The organism is Sphingopyxis sp., from assembly GCF_051861155.1.
In the GTDB taxonomy this organism is placed as follows: Bacteria; Pseudomonadota; Alphaproteobacteria; order Sphingomonadales; family Sphingomonadaceae; genus Sphingopyxis.
Genome location: NZ_JBHYDE010000007.1, coordinates 126079 through 144856 on the forward strand (window position 1 = coordinate 126079; position 18778 = coordinate 144856).

Genomic DNA, 18778 nt, shown 5'->3' on the forward strand with positions numbered 1-18778 from the left:
GGGGTTGCGCAGCGCGCCCCGCCCCCTATGTCGGATGGATGGTCACCCCCGCGCCTTCGCTTTCCAAGGATTTTGCGCAGCTTTCGCTCACCGAAGCCGCTGAGCTGCTTGCGGCGCGCAAGCTGCCACCCGTCGAAAGCTGGCACCCCGAGCGCACCGGCGACAGCTTCATGGAAATCCGCGCCGACGGCAGCTGGTATCACGAAGGCGGCCGCATCAACCGCCCCACGATGGTCAAGTTGTTCTCGACAATCCTGCGGCGCGAGGCCGACGGCAGTTATGTGCTCGTCACACCCGCCGAGAAATTGAGCATCGTCGTTGAAGACACACCCTTCCGCGCGGTCGAAATGAAGAGCGAAGGCGAGGGGGCAGCGCGGAGGCTCGTGTTCCGCCTCGACACCGACGATCTCGTGATGGCTGGTCCCGACCATATACTCAGCTTTGGCAGCGATGCCGACAATCCCGACCCGCGTCTCCACGTCCGCGGCACGATCGGCAACGGGCTGGAGGCGCGGATCGACCGTGCGCTCTATTACGAGCTCGTCGAAATGGCGCTGGCTGCGGGCGAAGAACCGCCCGCAATCTGGTCGAACGGCGCGCGCTTTCCGTTGGTTGACGCCTGATGCTGTCCGAGAAATTGCGCGTCGCGCTCGATAATCTGCTGCCCGACGCGGGCGAGGACGAGGCGTATCTCGGTACACCGACGCTGCGCGATGCGGCTGTGCTGATTGCCTTTACCGACCGCCCCGATCCCGGCGTCATCCTTACCCAGCGCCCGCAATGGCTGCGCAGCCATGCGGGGCAGGTTGCCTTTCCGGGCGGCAAGATCGACCCCGGCGACCGTGACGCGATCGATGCAGCGCTGCGTGAGGCCGAAGAGGAGATCGGGCTCAACCGCCGCGACGTGATGGTGGCGGGGGTGACCGAACCCTATCGGTCAGGCAGCGGTTACATCATCACCCCGGTGCTTGCGGTGATCCCGCCTGACCTGCCGCTCGATCCCAATCCCGACGAGGTCGAGGAATGGTTCGAAGTGCCGCTCGACACCTTGTTCGACCCCGACAATTATCAACGACAACAGGCGCATTGGCAGGGTCAGGATCGGCATTATTATGACATGGAGTGGCAGGGGCGGCGGATTTGGGGCGTGACGGCGGGGATCATCATCAATCTGGCGCGGCGGATGCCGGCGGGCTGGCACCGGTGACGGTGCTGCCCGACACCGAATGGCGGAAGCGCCCGGGGCTGCACCGCATCGTCGCGGCGCTCGGCGCCGATGGCGGGTCGGTCAAGATCGTCGGCGGGGCGGTGCGCGACACGCTGCTCGGGCTGGCGGTCACCGACGTCGACCTCGCGACGCCTTTGTTGCCGCAGGAGGTGACGCGCCGGCTGGCGGCGGCGGACATCAAGGTCATCCCGACCGGCATCGCGCACGGCACCGTCACCGCGATCGCCAGCGGCGACCATCACGAGATCACGACGCTGCGCCACGATGTCGAAACCGACGGGCGGCGGGCAACAATCGCCTTTGCGGACGATTGGCAGGACGACGCGGCGCGGCGCGATTTTACGATCAACGCACTCTATGCCGATCCCGAAACGGGCGAAATCGACGATTGGTTCGGCGGGCTTGATGACCTGAAAAACGGTCGCGTGCGCTTTATCGGCGATGCGGCGACGCGGATCGCCGAGGATCATCTGCGCATTCTGCGCTTCTATCGTTTCGCGGCGCGCTTCGGGCGCGGCGATCTCGATACGCCCAGCCACGCCGCGGTGGTCGCCGCGCGCCAGTCGCTCAAAAGCCTGTCGCGCGAACGCATCGCCGACGAACTGACCAAGATTTTGGCGCTGCCCGATCCGCGCGCGATCGTCGGGCAGATGGTGGCCGACGGCATTTTTGCGGTGATGCTGCCCGAACTCGATCCGGACTTTGCCGCGACGCTGGGCCGGCTGATCGCCAATGAGCAGGCGGCGGGGGTGCCCGTCGCGTCGCAGCGGCGGCTCGCGGCGCTGCTTCCCGCCGATCCCGCGATCGCCGAACAGGTCGCCAGCCGCCTGCGGCTGTCGACGCGGCAGCGCAAATATCTGGCCGCCGTCGCGGGGCATCGCGGCGACACCGCACGGCCGGTTCGCCAGCTGGCGCACGCGATCGGCATCGATGCGGCGCGCGACGTCCATCTGATCGCGGGCGAAGCCGCGGCGGTAGATGCCTTGGCGGACTGGCAGGTGCCGCTACTGCCGATCAAGGGCGGTGACATCGTTGCGCGCGGGATCGCGGTCGGGCCCGATGTCGCGCGTATCCTGAAAGCGGTCGAGGCGGCGTGGGTGGCGGAGGATTTTCCGGGTCCGGCCAGAGTCGCCGAGCTTGTCGCCGAGCTTGTCGCCGAACTGGTCGATCAGAAGATCGGGCGGATCAGCGACTGACGCCAATAGGCGAGCGCGTCGCCGCCGTGCATCGGCCGCGCGAACAAATAGCCCTGCCCGAAATCACAGCCGAGCGCCGACAACAGCCGCGCCTGGTCGGCGGTTTCCACCCCCTCGGCGGTGGTGCGCATCCCCAGCACTTCGGCGAGGCTCTGGATCGTGCGGACGATCGCCACCTTGTCGCGGTCGTCGACCATATGCTCGACAAAGCTGCGGTCGATCTTGAGCACGTCGAGCGGCAGCCGCTGCAGATAGGCGAGGTTCGAATAGCCGGTGCCGAAATCGTCCATCGCGACGCGCGCGTCGAGCGATTTCAGCTCGCTGAGCACCGACAGCGCGAGGTCGGGGTCGCCGATGATCGCGCTTTCGGTGAGTTCGATCATCAGCCGTTCGCCGCCGATCTTGTGCGTATCGAGCGCCTGGCGCACGACCGCGGCGACATCGTCGCGCAGCAGCTGGATCGCCGAGACATTGACCGAAAAATAGCAGTCGACGATGGTGCCGCCATTCTGCTTGTCCCAGTCGGCGAGCACTGCGGCAGCCTTGCCGATCGCCCATTGGCCGAGCGGGACGATCAGCCCCGAATCCTCGGCGATGGGGATGAACTCGCTGGGCGAGATCGAATGGCCGTTGCGATTGTCCCAGCGCGCGAGCGCTTCGAACCCGGCAACCTTCCCGGTCGACAGTTCGATCAGCGGCTGAAAGGCGAGGTGGAGGCGATCTTCCTCGATTGCGTTGCGCAATTCGGTTTCCAGACCGAAGCGATTGTCCGACAGCATTGCCGATTCGGGTTCATAGATTTCGATGCGGTCGGTCTGTTTGGCGCGTTTCAGCGCGATCTGCGCGTGGCGGATCTGGTCGGCGGTGTCATGATCGCTGGTCGGCTGGATCGCGCAGCCGATCGCGCAATCGACGCTGACCTTCAGCTCGCCGATGCGAAAAGGGTGGTCAAAACAGCCGCGGATTCGCCGCGCCATCTCGCGCACATCGGCGCGCCCGCCCGCGATCCGTGACGAAATGGCGAATTCGTCGCCGCCGGTGCGCGCCAGAATGTCGCCGCTGCGCAGGCTCGATTTCAGCCGCCGCGCGACGGTGATGATCAGCTCGTCGCCCGCCATCGGCCCGATATGTTCGTTGATGCGACTGAACCGCGCGAGGTCGAGCAGCAGGATGGCGTGGTCGCCGCCGACCGCGTCGGTCGCGCCGCGTTGTTCGACCAGTTCTTCGAACCCGGCGCGGTTGGGCAGGCCGGTCAGGCTGTCCGACACCAGCTCGCGGCGCAAATTGCGCTCGGTCATCATTTCCTGGGTGCGGTCGATCAAGGTCAGCAGGAACAGGCTCTCGTCGCCCGATTCGGTGGGCAGCGGCCCGATCGATCCGCGCAGGTCGCGCGCTGCGACGCCGTCGCCCAGCTGGCACGAAAATTCCTGGGTGTCGTCCGGATGTTGCGCGGTGCGTTCGATCGCGCGCAGCAGCGCGATCGGCGCGTCGGCCCCGGCGGGCGACAGGTTCAGCCGGTCGAATGCGGCATTGCTGGCGTGCAGACGAAAATTGCCGCGCGCGAGCGGGCGGATCAGCGCCGCGGGCACGGGAAGGGCGTCGATCCAGCCGACGAACAGCAAGGGCCGGTCTTCGCCGGTTCTATCAATAGGCATAACAGCGGGTTTTGTGCGACCTTTCCCCATTGGTGATGGCCTAATGGGGGGAGAGTAAAGAAGCTATTTACGGCGACCCGGAAATACGCTCAGCCGAAGCGATTGTTCCGTGGAAAACCGGTCGGCGGCATCCGCCCCGCGGCGCCGCGCGCGACGCGCCATGGCACCAGGTCGGTTTCGGTCCGCGTCCGCCCGGTGTCGCCGCCCATTGCCCAGCTCAACCCTTCCGCAAAGGCAAAGCTGACCGCATCGGACAGCCCGCCGTCGCGGTAGCGTTGCAGCATCACGCCCTGACCGCGCGCCATCCCCGGCACCTCGGCGAGCGGAAACACGACGAGCTTGCGGTTGTCGCCGACCACCGCGACGCTGTCGTCGCCCGACCCGACCGGACGGACGACCGCCAGCTGGGCGCCGGTCTTGAGGTTGACGACGTTGCGCCCCTTGCGCGTCTCTGCAACGACCTCGGCCATCTGCGCGATGAAGCCATGCCCGCTGGACGAAGCAAGCAGCAGGCGGCCGTCGGCATGCGCGGGGATCATCGCGACGATCCGCGCCTCGGGATCGATGTCGACCATCAGCCGCAGCGGTTCGCCGAACCCGCGCCCGCCGGGCAGTTTGTCGGCGCCGATGGTGAAGAAACGCCCGTCGCTCGCCGCGATCAGCAGCTTGTCGGTCGTCTGGGCGTGCGCGGCGAACAACAGCTCGTCGCCTTCCTTGAACTTGAATTCGCCCCACTGGTCGGCGGCGACATGGCCGCGCTGGGCGCGGATCCAGCCGCGCTTCGACAGGATCACCGTCACCGGTTCCTTTTCGATCATCGCATCGAGCGGAATGTCGCGCGCCGGGGCGGCCTCGGCGATCGTTGTGCGGCGCGCGCCGAGCAAGGTGTCGAGCCCGTACACCGCGCGCAGCTTTTCCAGATCCTTGCGCAGCCGGGTGCGCTGGCGCGCCGGGCTTTCGACCAGCTTGACCAGTTCCTCGCGCTCGGCGGTGAGGTCAGCTTGCTCGCGCTTCAGCTCCATTTCCTCAAGCTTGCGCAACGACCGCAGCCGCATGTTGAGGATCGCCTCGGCCTGGCGGTCGGTCAGGATGAATTCTTCGATCATCACCGGCTTCGGCTCATCCTCGGTGCGGATAATTTCGATGATCCGGTCGAGGTTCAAAAAGGCGATGATATAGCCTGCGACCAGCTCCAACCGATCGTCGATCTTGGCGATGCGGTGCTGCGCGCGGCGAACGAGCACGACGATCTGGTGCATCAGCCATTCGGTGAGCAGCTGGTGCAGCCCCATCACCTTCGGCGTCCGCGTCGCGTCGAGGACGTTGAGGTTGAGCGCGAAGCGGCTTTCGAGGTCGGTCAGCCGGTACAGGCTTTCCTTCAGGATGTCGGGGTCGACGTTGCGGCTCTTGGGTTCGATGACGATGCGCAAATCCTCGGCGCTTTCGTCGCGGACATCTTCCAGGATCGGCAATTTCTTGTCGGCGATCAGCTGCGCAATCTGTTCGATCAGCTTGCCCTTGGCGACGCCATAGGGAATCTCGCTGATCACCAGTTGCCAGGTGCCGCCGGGCAATTTTTCGATGCCATCGGTTTCCCAGCCGCCGTCCGCCTTGCCGGTCGAAAAGCGCGCGCGGACGCGGAAACCGCCGCGGCCCGTTTCATAGGCTTGTCGGATCGTCTCGGCGCTGTCGACGACGATGCCGCCGGTCGGGAAATCGGGGCCTTTGACATGCTCGAGCAGTTCGGACAGCTCGGCGCGCGGGTTCTCGATCAACACCAAGGTCGCATCGATCACCTCGGCGGCATTGTGCGGCGGGATGTTCGTCGCCATGCCGACCGCAATCCCGCTCGCGCCATTGGCGAGCAGGTTCGGGAACAGCCCTGGCATGATCTCGGGCTCTTCGTCCTCGCCATTATAGGTCGGCTTGAAATCGACCGTGCCCTCGTCGAGCCCCTGCATCAGGTCGACCGCGACGCGGGTCAGCCGCGCTTCGGTATAACGATAGGCGGCGGCGTTATCGCCGTCGATGTTGCCGAAATTGCCCTGGCCGTCGACGAGCGGGTAGCGGAGCGAGAAATCCTGCGCGAGGCGGACCATCGCATCATAGACCGCGACATCGCCGTGCGGGTGGAATTTGCCGATGACGTCGCCGACAACGCGCGCCGATTTCTTGTAACCCTGTGACGGGTCGAGCCGCATCGCGCGCATCGCCCACAGCAGGCGGCGGTGCACCGGCTTCAACCCGTCGCGCAGGTCGGGAAGCGACCGCGCGGTGATCGTCGACAGCGCATAGACCAGATAGCGTTCGGACAGCGCGCTGCCGAACGGCGTGTCGGTCATGCCGGGGACGGGGTCTTGGTTGTCGGGATCGTCGGTGGTGGTCGCCATGGTCGCGGCGCGATAGCAAGGCTAGCGCGTCAAGGCAAAGGCCGCGATGCGCGCCCGGCGATTATCGGTTCAATCGGCATAGGCCTTCACCAGATCGAACATATAGTCGCGCCCGACATAAACGGAGCGCCCTTCCATGCGTTCGTTGAGCCCGTGGGCGCCATCGCGGTCGGGGTCGCCCCACATGCCGGGGGTGAAGGGAGCTGAAAGCGCGTAGGGCCGCAACCCGTAGTCGCGCCCCCTTGCGAAGCCCGGCGCTTTCGCGCAAGCCGTGCGGCGGGTAGAGGAGAGCATGTGACGCGGATCGAGGATCAACCGCCGGGACGCGTGGCGCGCGCGGTGCGCCGCCTGCTGTTGCTGCTGTACCGGATGCGCGGCTGGAAAGCGGTCGGGGTGGTGCCCGAACCGCGGCGCTTCATCCTGATCGCGGCGCCGCACACCAGCAATTGGGACTTCGTCAATTTCCTCGGGCTGACCGCCGATTTGAAAATCCGTCCCTATTTCATGGCGAAACTGTCGCTGTTCCGCTGGCCGCTGGGTGGCTTCATCCGGCAGATGGGCGGGGTGCCGGTCGACCGTCGCGGCGGCGGCAATGTGGTCGAACAGATGACCCGGGAATTTGCCCGCCGCGCCGAATTCATGCTGACCGTCGCGCCCGAAGGGACGCGCGGCAAGACCGCGAAATGGCGCACCGGTTTCTATCAGATCGCGCTGGCGGCGAAGGTGCCGATGGTGGTCGGTATGATGGATTATGGGACGAAAACCGGCGGCCTCGGCCCGCTCATCTGGCCCAGTGGCGATTTTCGCGCCGACATGCTCAAGGTGCTGGAGGTGTATCGCACCTGCATCCCCAAAATCCCCGAGCGCGCGGTGCGCTCGATCGACGATATTGTCGGCGATGGCCCCGAAATGGAGATGCGCGCATGACCGACCTGCTGTTGCTGCTGGGGCTCAATTTCGCCGGATTGCTGGGGGTGATCCTGATCCTGTGGGCGATTTCGGTGGCGATCCGCGACGTGTCGTTCATCGACGCCTTCTGGGCGTTCGGCATGGTGCTGCTCGCGTGGGGCGCGGCGTGGCAGGCGGGGGCGGATGCGCTGCACGCCAAATTGCTGCTCGGCCTCACCAGCCTGTGGGGGCTGCGGCTGGCGATCCACCTGGGGCTGCGCTGGGTCAAACATGGTGAGGATCCGCGCTATGCCAAAATCCTGTCGCGGACGATGGAAACGAAGAAATGGAGCTGGGGTAAGACGGCGCTGCTCACCGTGTTCCTGACCCAGGCGCCCTTGCTGTTTATCACCTGCCTGCCGGCGCAGATCGGCATCTGGGCGAGCGGCGGCGCGGCGGCCAACGGCGTGGGCATCCTCGCCATCATCGGCGTCGTTGCGACGCTGATCGGGATCGCGTTCGAGACGATCGGCGATGCGCAACTCGATGCGTTTCGCAAGAATCCCGCGAACAAGGGGCAGGTGCTCGACACCGGGCTGTGGCGCTACACCCGGCATCCCAATTATTTCGGCGACGCGCTGACCTGGTGGGGATTGTGGCTGATCGCGGCCGACATCGGGCCATGGGTCGCGCTCGCCAGCGTGATCGGGCCGGTCTTCCTGACCTTTACCCTCACCAAATGGTCGGGCAAGGCACTGCTCGAAAAGGGGCTGCACAAGACGCGGCCCGACTATGCCGCTTATGTCGCACGCACCTCAGGGTTCATCCCGTGGCCGCCAAAGACGGGGGTTTAGGCGGTGAGGCGCTGGCCGCCGACGCCAGCGCCCTCGGTGACGCGCCGCGCATCCGCGCGATCCTGACCGCAGCCGCGCGCGAAGGCCGCGCGGTCAGCTATTCCGAACTGCTCGGCGACTTGGGGTTCCGCTTCACCCGGCCCAAGATGCGCGCGGTGTGTAAAACGCTGGCCGAGGTCGACCGGCTGTGCGCGCTGGATGGCGAACCCGATCTGGCGGTGCTGGTGGTGCGCGAAAGCGACCGGCTGCCGGGGCAGGGCTGGTGGGTCGGCGGGACGGCGCTGTTGCTTGGCTACGACGGCCCATGGGAAGGCGCGGCGGCGGCGCGGTTCATTCGCGAGCAGCAGCAGGGGGTGTTCGATTATTGGGCGGGGCGGTAGGGCGCCTGCAAATGAACGGAAGTTCTTGTTCCCCGGCGAAAGCCGGGGTCCAGAGCGCCATAGCGCGAGGCTTGCGCCATAACGCCCTGGGGCCCGGCTTTCGCCGGGGAACAAGACGTCCGCGCGCGGCCTCCTCAGCCTATTTTTTTAGCCCAATCTCGCGCAGCCGCTCCTGCAAATATTCATCGGCGGTAATCGGCGTCGGATACAGGTTCGGGTGCGCATCATCGATGCAGCTTGCCAGCGTCTCGATCGGATAATCCGACCGGAAATGCAGGAAAAACGGCATCGAATAACGCGCCACACTCGCGCGCCCCGCGTCGGGGTTGCGGACGCGGTGGGTGGTCGAGGGCAGCTTGTTGTTGGTCAGACGTTGCAGCATGTCGCCGACGTTGACCGCCATCGCGCCCGGCGGGGGCGAGACGGGGAGCCAGCTGCCGTCCTTGTCGAGGATTTCAAGCCCGGCTTCCTCGGCGCCGAGCAGCAGCGTGATCGTGTTGATATCCTCGTGCGCTTCGGCGCGAATGCCCTTGGCCGGCGCGGCGACGGGCGGATAGTGGAGCAGGCGCATCACGCTGTTGCCGTCGAGCACCGTGTCGTCGAAAAAATCGGGAGCGAGGCCTAGGTAGCGCGCGATGCCCGACAGCAATTGGCCGCCGACGCGGTCGAATTCGGCGAATAATTTGTCATAGACGGCGCGAAAGCCGTCGACCTCGGCGGGCCAGACATTGTTCGGCTGCTGCGCGGCGAGGCGGTGGCCCGCGGGCAGGTCGCGGCCGACGTGCCAGAATTCCTTGAGATCGACTTCCTTGGCGCCCTTGGCGATTTCGGTCCCGAACGGCGTATAGCCGCGCGCGCCGCCGCCGCCGGGGATGTGATAGGCGCGCTTGACCTCCTCGGGCAGCGCGAAGAAATCCTTCGCCTTCGCCCAGGCGTCATCGATCAGCGCGTGGTCGATGCCATGATCGGTGATCATCGCAAAGCCGAAGCGTTCAAACGAAGCGCCGAAATCCTTGGCAAACTGATCGGCGGGAAGCGCCATCGAAATAGTCGGAACAGCGGCGGTCATATCATCATCCATTTTGGGGCGGGGCTCTGCCTCCGCGACTCTGTTCCCGCATGTAGGGGTGTCGGCGGGGCAGGGAAAGAGGCTCGCTCTTTTCAAACGGCCGATGCTTGCTAAGAGAGCCGCATGGCAAAATCATATTGGCTGATGAAATCCGAACCCGACGCCTATCCGTGGGAGCAGTTGGTGCGCGAAGGCACCGGCATCTGGGACGGGGTGCGCAACCACACCGCCAAGCTCAACCTGAAAGCGATGCAGGTCGGCGACGAGGCGCTGTTTTACCACAGCAATATCGGCAAGGAATGTGTCGGGATCATGCAGATCACCGAAACCGCGTTCCCCGATCCGACCGCCGACGAAGGGTCGCCGTGGGTTGTGGTGCGCGTCGCGCCGGTGCGGGCGCTCAAGAATCCGGTGACGCTGGCGGCGATCAAGGCCGATCCCAAACTCGCCGACATGGACCTGATCCGCCAGTCGCGACTGTCGGTCGGGCGCGTGACGCCCGCCGAGTGGCAGCATATTCTGAAGACGTCGGAAAAGCCCGCGGACTGACTGCCGCGACGGCGCGTTAGCGCAGCTTCACCTGCAGATGCGTCGCCACCGACGGGTGGAGCGGGTCGACGAATTCGCAGCCGTAGCTATTGCCGTCGGCGCGGCGGACGACGGCTTCGAGCGGTTGCAGCCCGGGCAGGTTCACCCAGACATGCTTGCCGATCTGCGGCCGGAAAAAGGTGACCATGCGAAACCCGGTCGATGACAGGTCGAACAATTCGACGTCGAACGGGTTGAGCCCCGGTTCGCGATAGCGTGCGCGCGCCTGAACCGGAGCGCGTTCGGCGCGGCGGCCGGTGGTGGCAGGCCGTTTGGCCTCGATAATGCGATTCCCCAACACTGTCTTGGTCCCAGCTATTTTGCCTTCATCGGCGATCTTTTACCGCGCCGCTGGTTACCTCAAAGTGAAGAAACATGATGAATTTCGCTTACATCGGCGGGGCGTCGCTGACCGTCATCAGCTGGCCGGGAAAGGGAACCGCAAGCGCCACCGCGTCGCGCCATTCGCCGCTCAGCCAGGTCGCGTGCTGGTCGGGGTGCAGGATCATCGGCATCGCGTGCGGCTGATACTGGCCGACCAGCTGGTTGGGATCGGTGGCGAGGACCGCAAAACAGGGCCAGTCCTCTCCCTGGCGATGGATGCCGGCAAAGGCGAAGATCGGCTGCGACGGCACCGAAAACCAGTGCTGGCGGCGCGCGCCCTCTGGCCCCGACCACTCGGCAAAGGCGGTAACGGGAATCAGGCAGCGCAGCTCGGCGTGGCGCAATGTGCCGATCCAGAATGGGCTTGCGAGGTTGCGGACGTGCGTCACGGGCCGGTCGCCGCGCGGCGGCGGCGGCACGCCCCATAGCTTCGGGCGCAAGAAACGGCGCGCGCCGCCGCGGCCGTCGCTGACGATCACCGGGGCGGGGCGCCCGGGGGCGACATAGTCGCCGCTCCACGGGTCGCTGCCCGCCTCGGCAGCGAACGCCGCGGCGATCGCTGCGGCAGGGGCATCGAGACGGTAAAGATTTGTCATCGCAGGATTTTCAGTCGGTCCCGCGCACCCGTCCGCGTCCGGCCTTGACGCTGCTGCGGGCTTTCTTGCTGTCGACGCGGCGGGCTTTGGCGGCCTTGCTCGGCTTGGTCTTGATCCGGCGTTCGGGGCGCACCAGCGCGGCGTCGATCATTTCGGACAGGCGCGCGCGGGCGTCGGCGCGGTTGGCTTCTTGCGTCCGATAGCGGCGCGCCAGGATGACCAGCTCGCCCTCGGTCGTCATCCGGCTGCCTGCCAGTGTTTTCAAGCGCTTATACGCATCGGGCGCGAGGCCGAGGGCATAGACGTTGACGCGCAGCTGGCACGCGGTCGCGACCTTGTTGACATTCTGCCCGCCGGGCCCGGTGCCCGCGAGAAATTTTTCCGAAATGGCGCTTTCGGGGATCTCAGCCACGCGTCGGCTCCGCTCCCTCCGGCGCGGTGAAGCCCAACGCGGCGAAGGCGTCGGGGAAGGGCGCCTCGGCAATTACTGACGGCTTGACGTCACGTTTTACGACCAGCCGTTCGGCGTGGAGCAGGGTACGGGTTTTGGTGCCGCCGCGGCCATAAACCGGATCGCCGACGAGCGGAAAGCCCAGCCCTTCGAGCGCGTGGACGCGCAGCTGGTGGGTGCGCCCGGTTTCGGGGCGAAAGCGCAGCAAGCTGCGGCCATCGACCACCGCGAGCTTTTCCCAATGCGAAATCGATGGCTTGCCTTTCGGGTCGCCGACCATCCGCCAGCCCTCCTCGGCGGTCGACACCTTGCTCAGCGGCAGGTTGATCGTGCCGCTGTCCGCCTCGGGCACGCCGTCGACGATCGCCAGATATTGTTTGTCGACCTCGCGATCCTCGAATGCGCGGGTGAAGCGGCCATGCGCCTTGGGGTTGCGCGCCAGCAGCAAACAGCCCGAGGTGTCGCGGTCGAGCCGGTGCACGGGAAGCGGCCAGCGCTTGAAGCCGAACTTCAAGAGGTCGAGATGATTTTCGAGGCTGAGGCTGCCGTCGCGCGGCGCATCGACCGGCAGGCTAGCGGGCTTGTCGATGACGAGAGCCTCGCCATCGAGGAACAGGACACGGTCTGAAAGAAGCATGGCGCGCTATAGGCCGCCCATGGCTCAGTCGAAAGCGTAAACATCCATCGCGAGCAGCCCATAGGTCGTGCTGTGGTGCGCCCGCTCGGCGCGTAATGGCGTCCCGCCGGCACCCATCGCTACGAACAGCGGCAATATATGGTCGGGGGTCGGGTGGTTGTCGGCGCCGTGCGGGGCGCGTTCGACGCTGTGCAGCACGTCATCGACGGCCCCCGCCGCCATGCGCTCGGCGATCCAGTCGGTGAAATCGGTCACCCACGTCGGCGCCGCGGCGTCGATTGGCAGGCGTGCCGAAAACAGCGCGCGGAGATTGTGCGTGATGCTGCCCGACCCGATGATCAGCACGCCGTCATCGCGCAGCGGGGTCAGCGCCTGACCCAGCGCATAGTGCCATTCGGGCGAGGCGTTCGACGCGATCGACAGCTGGACGACCGGAATGTCGGCGGCGGGGTAGATCAGCGACAGCGGCACCCACGCGCCATGGTCGAGTCCGCGGTCGGGATCGGCGGTGACGGCGAGGCCGTGGTCCGCGAGCAGATCGACGACCCGCGCGGCCAGCGCCGGATCGCCCGGCGCGGGGTAGCGCATCGCGAACAGTTCGTCGGGGAAACCGCCGAAGTCGTGGATCGTCGGCGGCGTGGACGAGGCGGTCACCGTCGCGCGGCCGCCCTGATACGCCGCATCATGGTGCGCCGACACGACCAGGATCGTGCGCGGGCGCGGTAACGCGTTGCCCAGCCCGGCGAGGAAATTCCGCGCCGGGCTGGGCTCGAGCGCCATCATCGGCGAGCCATGCGAAAGGAACAAGCTCGGCAGACGGCGCATCGGGTCAGGCCGCCTGCTTCAGTTCTTCGATGGCGGCGGCGGCGCGGCTCACCGCTTCGCCGTCCATCATCTGCTGGCCCGCCTCGATGACGGTGACGTCGGTGATGCCGACGAAGCCGAGGACGTGGCGCAGATAGCCGGTGGCGAAATCATAGTCGCTGCCGACCGGCACGCCGCCCGACGCGACGACCAGATAGGCCTTCTTGCCCTTGAGCAGCCCTTCGGGACCGGTTTCGGTGTAGCGGAAGGTGCGGCGGGCGCGGGCGATCTGGTCAATCCAGGCTTTCAGCGCCGCGGGGATGGCAAAATTGTAAACCGGGACGCCGATGACGATGGTGTCGGCGGCTTCGAGCTCGGCGATCAGCTCGTCCGAATGGGCGAGCACCGCGCGCTGATCGTCGCTGCGATCGGCATCGTCGGTGAAATTGGCGCCGACCCAGCTTTCGGTGAGCAGCGCGGGCGGGGTGACGGCGAGGTCGCGGCGGGTGACCGCGGCGCCATAGCCCTGTTCGACCAGACGGGTGACGAGCTGGTCGGTCAGCTGGCGGGTGGTCGAACCGCTGTGGCGGGCCGAGGCGTCGATGCGAAGAATATGCGACATGTGATTACTCCTTTGGCTTGAATTGGAATGGGAGGGGCAGGGGGTGCCGCGAGCCGGGGAAACTCGCGGCACCGAGGTGGGCCGCCGCCTTCAGGGAGGGGACAAGGCAGCGGCCCAAGGCGTCGTCAAAGGCTGTCGACGAGCACCAGTTCTGCGTCGTCGAGCGCCTCGACGGTGATCGTCCCGACATCGCGCAGCGCGATGCCGTCGCGCGGCTCGGCGTCGGTGCCGTTGACGCGGATGCGGCCCTTGGCGGCGACAAGATAGGCGTGGCGTCCGGCGTCGAGGTCATAGGTAACCTGTTCACCGGCGTTGACCGCGGCTGCAGCGACGCGGGCGTTGGCGCGGATCGGCAGTGCGTCGGTGTCGCCTGCGATGCCGCTCGCCAGCGTCACGAACTGGCCCGAACGATCATTCTGGGGGAACTGCCGCGCGCCCCAGCCGGGGTTGCCGCCGCTCTGATCGGGCATGATCCAGATCTGGAACAGCGTGGTTTCCTCATCCTCCAGGTTGAATTCGCTGTGGGTCACCCCGGTGCCGGCGCTCATCACCTGGACATCGCCCGCCGCGGTACGGCCCTGATTGCCCATGCTGTCGCGATGGGTGATCGCGCCGGTGCGGACATAGGTGATGATTTCCATGTCGCGGTGCGGGTGCGGGGGGAAACCCGACTGCGCCGCGATGGCGTCGTCGTTCCAGACGCGCAGAGCGCCCCAGCCCATCCGCCCTTCGTCATAATAGTTGGCGAAGGAGAAGTGGTGGCGGGCGTCGAGCCAGCCGTGGTCGGCGTGGCCCAGCGTGTCGAATTTGCGAATGTCGATCATGGCCTTGTCCTTTCTGTCGCGCCGCGGCGTGGCACGATGCCCGGCGGCGCTGCTGTGTTGAGGACAAGATAGGCGTTGGGATTGTTTCTGAAATAGCGTAGATGGAAATCTATCGTTTCCAAATTGCATCAATCGTCATTGCGAGGAGCGAAGCGACGCGGCAATCCAGCGTGTGCGTAAACCGCTCTGGATTGCTTCGCTTCGCTCGCAATGACGAGGTGGGTGGAGCGATCACATCGTTAGGAAACGGAGCACCGGAATGTCGCTACCCGATTACGAAGGCTGGGCCTGTTTCGTCGCCGTCGCCGATGGTGGCAGCTTTACCGCCGCGGCGACCGCGCTCGGGATGTCAAAGGCAAGCGTGTCGAAAGCGGTGACCCGGCTCGAAACCGCGCTCGGCATCGCGCTGCTCCATCGCAGTTCGCGCGTCGTCACCGTGTCGACCGCGGGGGCGGGGTTGCTCGGCGAGGCGCAGGCGATGGTGGCGGCGGCGACCGCGGCGACCGAGGCGGCGCGCGGCGACCGCGTCGACCTGGCGGGACCGATCCGGCTGGCCGCGCCGATGAGCTTCGGCATCAAGGTGCTCGGCGCGCCGATCGCCGCCTTTCTCGACCAGCATCCAGCAGTCGAGATCGACGTGATGCTCAGCGATGCGCGCCACGATCTGGTCGCCGAAGGCATCGACCTGGGGCTGCGCATCGCGACGATGGAGGATTCGAGCCTGCTGGCGCGCACCATTTCGCCGGTCGCGGCGTCGGTGCTGGCCAGCCCCGCCTATCTGGACCGCCACGGCACGCCGCGCCATCCGCTCGACCTCGCGGGCCATCGGCTGATCGGCTATGGCCACCGCGAGCGCACGCTGCCGCTGCGGTTCGAGCGCGGCGGCGAGGAAGCGACGGTGATCCCGACCGGGCCGCTGTTCACCAACAATGGCGACATCATGATCCCGCTGCTCACCGCGGGCGGCGGCATCGCGGTGCTGCCCGATTTCATCGCCGCCGATGCGCTGGCGTCGGGGGGGCTCGTCCGCATCCTCGCCGACTGGTCGCTGCCGCAGGCCTATCTGCACCTGTTGTCGCCGCCGTCGCGACTGCGCCCGGCGCGGGTGCGCGCGCTGGCCGACTATCTCGTCGATGTGCTGAAGCGATCGTGCACCGGCGCCCACGCCCAGCATCTGGCGCTGGCGACGGCGTAAAAATTTGGCCGATCCGGCCGTCTCTATCCGCCGCGACTCGCGGAGTTCTGCGGGTTAAATCAAAATTAACCTTTTCCCTTCATTAGTTTCGTGGTTAATGTTCCGGCAGTCTCGCAACGGGGGTCGTCGGTGGCATCGCAAGATGATCATGCGGACGGTCGCGGGATCATCGTGGGAAACAATCGAGGGGTGCCCAATGCGCGTATTGCTGATCGAGGACGAGCCGACGACCGCCAAGGCGATCGACACGATGCTCACGACCGAAGGCTTCAATGTCTATACCACCGATTTGGGTGAGGAAGGCTTGGACCTGGGCAAGCTCTATGATTACGACATCATCCTGCTCGACCTGAACCTGCCCGACATGCACGGCTATGACGTGCTGAAAAAGCTCCGCACCGCGAAAGTGCAGACGCCGGTGCTGATCCTGTCGGGCATTTCCGAAATGGATTCAAAGGTGCGCTCGTTCGGCTTTGGCGCCGACGATTATGTCACCAAGCCGTTCCACCGCGACGAACTGGTGGCCCGGATCCATGCGGTCGTCCGCCGCTCGAAGGGCCACAGCCAGTCGGTCATCAAGACCGGCAAGCTGGCGGTCAATCTGGACACCAAGACGGTCGAGGTCGACACGACCCGCGTCCACCTGACCGGCAAGGAATATCAGATGCTCGAGCTGCTTTCGCTGCGCAAGGGCACGACGCTGACCAAGGAAATGTTCCTGAACCACCTCTATGGCGGGATGGACGAACCCGAACTCAAAATCATCGACGTCTTCATCTGCAAGCTGCGCAAGAAACTGGCGCTGGCGTGCGGCGGCGAAAATTATATCGAGACGGTCTGGGGCCGCGGCTATGTCCTTCGCGACATCGACGATGAAGGCAATGAGGTGCGCCGCGTCGCCTGACGCTTCACGCTTCACGCTTCACGCTTCAGAAGAATTTACCGAGGGAACCCGGCGCGGAGCAATCCGCGCCGGTTTTCTTTTGGGGGTGTGGGAGGTTGGCGGCTGACAAACCGACGACGGCGAAATGACTTCCGCTCCCCTTCCAGGCAGGGCGTAGCTCGAATCTGTCTCTGCTACCGTTTGCCTTGCCACATGTTGCGCCCGAACTGTGCAGACTGCGCGCTACCCAGCACGAGTCCGGGGCGTCGCGCCGGCGCCGTCGGCGGCGGGATGATTTCAAATCCTGCGATAGGTTCGGGAGCCGCCGCCCCGCTGCCGTGCGCGGCGCGCAGGCGGCTGGTTTCGACCGGGCGGTCGGTCTCGATCCCGAAGCGATTGCCCGCGACCCAGCGCACCGTGCCCAGCATCGGTTCATGCCCGGGCAGGAACACCGTGATCCGCTCGCCGATGTTCAGCGCGCCGGGCGCCTGCCCGCCGATTCCGGTTTCGGACACGTTGCGGATGGTGACGTCGAATTGACCGAGTCGCGCGCAGGCAAGCGCCGCCTTGACCAGCCGCGACTGGCGCGGCTGGCGCTTTTCGTTCGGAGGAGGTGAGGCTGGGGGAGCCTCGGGAATTGACATGGCGCGACCCATCGCTGTCGCCCAACCCCCACGTTGGCCGAATTTCTTGGTCCCGGTCTCGCGGTAACAGCGGAAGGTAAATTTTCGTATAGCGTGTTCGGTAATTATTGCGCCGTCGGCAGGCCGCCGAACGTAATGATGCTCTCGCTACCATCGGCGGAAAGTGCTGAAACACCAAAGAAATTGTCGTCGATGACGACGCCGGATAGCGTCCGCCCGAAGGTGGCGGCATCCGCCGGGACGAGCTGGCTGTCGGTCCAGTCGTTGCGGTCGGCGCGGCGCCAGTAAAGGCGATAGGCGGCAGCGTCCTTTACCGGAGTCCACGAGATTTTGGTGTCCGAACTGACCGCGCCGTCGATGCTGACGCTGGCGGGTGCAGGCGGCGCCGCGGCGAGCTCGCTGGCCAGCGCGACGTTGAGCGCGGTGACGCGCGCCAGATAGGCGAAATCCATCTCGTCGACCGTGTCGCCATATTTGCGGCCATTTTCGGTCCGCAGATCCTGATGTTGATGGTCATAATCCTCGATCCCGACGCTAAAGCGGATCGCTGGATAGCCGAGTTCGAGCGCTGGGAGATGGTCGCCGCCGCGGCGAAAACGGTCGGGACGGCGCACCGCCAGCACCTCAAGCCCGATCGCCGGACTCTGCTGCCCGGCGCGGATCGCTGCCTTGGCCAGCGCGCGCGACGGGCCGTCGTCCTCGCCGCCGATCCCGCGCCGCGCGAGTTGTGCCGCAAGATCCTCCGACACGCGGATGCCCTCGCTGAACACCCGCACCCGATTGGCGACGATCGTGCCGTCGGTTCCATGCACGCCGCCGACGATGTCGTTGTTCAGCATCGCCGCGACCGGCCAGCCCTGCGCCTTGGCGTGCCGGGCGAGCAGGCGCCCGCCCCACAATCCCTGCTCCTCGCCCGACAGCAGCGCATAGACGATTGTCGCGCGATGCTTCTGCTTTGACAGCAGCCGTGCCGCCTCGATCACCAGTGCCGTCCCCGACGCATCATCGTTGGCGCCAGGCGCGTCAGCGGTGAAGTTCATCGGGTCGCTGACCCGGCTGTCGATATGTCCCGCGATGATGATGACATGCGCCGGGTTGCCGGTGCCTTTCTGGATCGCGAGGACATTTTCGACAATGACGCCGTCCGGGGCGCGCGGCCCGTCAAACCGGTCGGCGATGCGTTCGATGGCCAGGCAGCCGCCGCAGGCCTTCGAAATCCGTCCGAACTCGGCCGCGCCCCAATTGCGCGCCGCACCGATGCCACGTTTCGGGTCGGTCGCCGACGACAGCGTGTGGCGGGTGCCGAACGACACCAGTTTCTCGACATCGGCCCTCAATCGCGCGGGGTCGGCGGCAGGGGTGGCGTCCTTCGCATGCACCACAAGGGGCGCGGCGAGAAGCAGGGCGGCGAGCAGGCTCTGTTTGATCATGCCGCTTCATGCGGCGTCGCGGGCATAAAGAAAAGCCCCTCCCCGGCTGGGGAGGGGCTT

The 18778-nt window shown here is 66.0% G+C and carries 21 protein-coding genes; 9 read left to right on the forward strand and 12 right to left on the reverse strand.

Annotation, left to right across the window (positions count from 1 at the left end; genetic code table 11):
* Positions 1 to 38: 38 nt before the first annotated feature.
* From ACTIFP_RS13730 to ACTIFP_RS13740, 3 genes are read left to right on the forward strand one after another with little or no spacing between them, the layout of a single operon-like run.
* Positions 39 to 623 (forward strand): DUF1285 domain-containing protein, encoded by a 585-nt coding sequence (locus tag ACTIFP_RS13730; protein WP_439569278.1) that lies wholly within the window; start codon positions 39 to 41, stop codon positions 621 to 623.
* On the forward strand, positions 623 to 1207 hold the full coding sequence (locus ACTIFP_RS13735; protein ID WP_439569279.1) for a CoA pyrophosphatase: 585 nt from the start codon (positions 623 to 625) through the stop codon (positions 1205 to 1207). The genes ACTIFP_RS13730 and ACTIFP_RS13735 overlap by 1 nt, the downstream gene beginning before the upstream one ends.
* Positions 1204 to 2424: a CCA tRNA nucleotidyltransferase gene (locus ACTIFP_RS13740; protein ID WP_439569280.1), complete on the forward strand. Its 1221-nt coding sequence runs from the start codon at positions 1204 to 1206 to the stop codon at positions 2422 to 2424. Before ACTIFP_RS13735 ends, ACTIFP_RS13740 begins: the two co-directional genes overlap by 4 nt.
* Here ACTIFP_RS13740 and ACTIFP_RS13745 read toward each other — a convergent pair.
* A complete protein-coding gene (locus tag ACTIFP_RS13745) occupies positions 2397 to 4079 on the reverse strand; it encodes a putative bifunctional diguanylate cyclase/phosphodiesterase (protein WP_439569281.1) in 1683 nt (560 codons plus the stop codon). The two genes, ACTIFP_RS13740 and ACTIFP_RS13745, sit on opposite strands and share 28 nt — an antisense overlap.
* 89 nt (positions 4080 to 4168) lie before the next feature.
* A complete protein-coding gene (gene parC / locus ACTIFP_RS13750) occupies positions 4169 to 6469 on the reverse strand; it encodes a DNA topoisomerase IV subunit A (RefSeq protein WP_439569282.1) in 2301 nt (766 codons plus the stop codon).
* Positions 6470 to 6763: 294 nt separating this feature from the next.
* On the opposite strand from parC, the gene ACTIFP_RS13755 reads away from it, so the two are divergent.
* The 3 genes from ACTIFP_RS13755 to ACTIFP_RS13765 are packed head-to-tail and all read left to right on the forward strand — an operon-like array spanning position 6764 to position 8591.
* Positions 6764 to 7396 (forward strand): lysophospholipid acyltransferase family protein, encoded by a 633-nt coding sequence (locus ACTIFP_RS13755; protein ID WP_439569283.1) that lies wholly within the window; start codon positions 6764 to 6766, stop codon positions 7394 to 7396.
* Positions 7393 to 8211 (forward strand): DUF1295 domain-containing protein, encoded by an 819-nt coding sequence (locus tag ACTIFP_RS13760; protein ID WP_439569284.1) that lies wholly within the window; start codon positions 7393 to 7395, stop codon positions 8209 to 8211. Before ACTIFP_RS13755 ends, ACTIFP_RS13760 begins: the two co-directional genes overlap by 4 nt.
* Positions 8187 to 8591 carry a ribose-phosphate pyrophosphokinase gene (locus ACTIFP_RS13765; protein ID WP_439569285.1) on the forward strand — a complete coding sequence of 135 codons (405 nt, stop codon included), beginning with the start codon at positions 8187 to 8189 and terminating at the stop codon, positions 8589 to 8591. Before ACTIFP_RS13760 ends, ACTIFP_RS13765 begins: the two co-directional genes overlap by 25 nt.
* A gap of 139 nt (positions 8592 to 8730) precedes the next feature.
* Here ACTIFP_RS13765 and ACTIFP_RS13770 read toward each other — a convergent pair whose 3' ends face one another.
* Complete coding sequence (locus ACTIFP_RS13770; RefSeq protein WP_439569286.1) at positions 8731 to 9660, reverse strand: isopenicillin N synthase family dioxygenase; 930 nt, start codon at positions 9658 to 9660, stop codon at positions 8731 to 8733.
* Positions 9661 to 9783: 123 nt separating this feature from the next.
* On the opposite strand from ACTIFP_RS13770, the gene ACTIFP_RS13775 reads away from it, so the two are divergent.
* Positions 9784 to 10209 (forward strand): EVE domain-containing protein, encoded by a 426-nt coding sequence (locus ACTIFP_RS13775; protein WP_439569287.1) that lies wholly within the window; start codon positions 9784 to 9786, stop codon positions 10207 to 10209.
* Between the two features lie 16 nt (positions 10210 to 10225).
* Here the strand turns inward: ACTIFP_RS13775 and ACTIFP_RS13780 are convergent, their stop codons facing one another.
* The 7 genes from ACTIFP_RS13780 to ACTIFP_RS13810 all read right to left on the reverse strand — a co-directional run bounded on the left by ACTIFP_RS13780 (position 10226) and on the right by ACTIFP_RS13810 (position 14566).
* The gene (locus ACTIFP_RS13780; RefSeq protein WP_439569288.1) at positions 10226 to 10549 is read right to left on the reverse strand and encodes a PilZ domain-containing protein; all 324 of its coding nucleotides are present in this window, start codon (positions 10547 to 10549) and stop codon (positions 10226 to 10228) included.
* Between the two features lie 88 nt (positions 10550 to 10637).
* Positions 10638 to 11228: an SOS response-associated peptidase family protein gene (locus tag ACTIFP_RS13785; RefSeq protein WP_439569289.1), complete on the reverse strand. Its 591-nt coding sequence runs from the start codon at positions 11226 to 11228 to the stop codon at positions 10638 to 10640.
* Positions 11229 to 11238: 10 nt separating this feature from the next.
* Positions 11239 to 11640: an alternative ribosome rescue aminoacyl-tRNA hydrolase ArfB gene (gene arfB / locus ACTIFP_RS13790; RefSeq protein ID WP_439569290.1), complete on the reverse strand. Its 402-nt coding sequence runs from the start codon at positions 11638 to 11640 to the stop codon at positions 11239 to 11241.
* Positions 11633 to 12316 carry an RluA family pseudouridine synthase gene (locus ACTIFP_RS13795; RefSeq protein WP_439569291.1) on the reverse strand — a complete coding sequence of 228 codons (684 nt, stop codon included), beginning with the start codon at positions 12314 to 12316 and terminating at the stop codon, positions 11633 to 11635. The genes arfB and ACTIFP_RS13795 overlap by 8 nt, the downstream gene beginning before the upstream one ends.
* A 24-nt stretch (positions 12317 to 12340) precedes the next feature.
* A complete protein-coding gene (locus tag ACTIFP_RS13800) occupies positions 12341 to 13141 on the reverse strand; it encodes a DODA-type extradiol aromatic ring-opening family dioxygenase (protein ID WP_439569292.1) in 801 nt (266 codons plus the stop codon).
* Between the two features lie 4 nt (positions 13142 to 13145).
* Positions 13146 to 13742, reverse strand: a complete 597-nt coding sequence (locus ACTIFP_RS13805; protein WP_439569293.1) for an FMN-dependent NADH-azoreductase — start codon at positions 13740 to 13742, stop codon at positions 13146 to 13148.
* 125 nt (positions 13743 to 13867) lie between these two features.
* Complete coding sequence (locus ACTIFP_RS13810; protein ID WP_439569294.1) at positions 13868 to 14566, reverse strand: pirin family protein; 699 nt, start codon at positions 14564 to 14566, stop codon at positions 13868 to 13870.
* A gap of 259 nt (positions 14567 to 14825) precedes the next feature.
* On the opposite strand from ACTIFP_RS13810, the gene ACTIFP_RS13815 reads away from it, so the two are divergent.
* Complete coding sequence (locus tag ACTIFP_RS13815) at positions 14826 to 15761, forward strand: LysR family transcriptional regulator (RefSeq protein WP_439569295.1); 936 nt, start codon at positions 14826 to 14828, stop codon at positions 15759 to 15761.
* Positions 15762 to 15957: 196 nt separating this feature from the next.
* Entirely contained in the window at positions 15958 to 16665 is a 708-nt protein-coding gene (ctrA, locus tag ACTIFP_RS13820; RefSeq protein WP_058804653.1) for a response regulator transcription factor CtrA, read from the forward strand.
* 173 nt (positions 16666 to 16838) lie between these two features.
* On the opposite strand, the gene ACTIFP_RS13825 is transcribed toward ctrA, so the two are convergent.
* Complete coding sequence (locus ACTIFP_RS13825) at positions 16839 to 17288, reverse strand: PilZ domain-containing protein (protein ID WP_439569296.1); 450 nt, start codon at positions 17286 to 17288, stop codon at positions 16839 to 16841.
* Positions 17289 to 17392: 104 nt separating this feature from the next.
* Positions 17393 to 18718, reverse strand: coding sequence for a M28 family peptidase (locus tag ACTIFP_RS13830; RefSeq protein WP_439569297.1), 1326 nt, complete (start codon positions 18716 to 18718; stop codon positions 17393 to 17395).
* Positions 18719 to 18778: the final 60 nt, after the last annotated feature.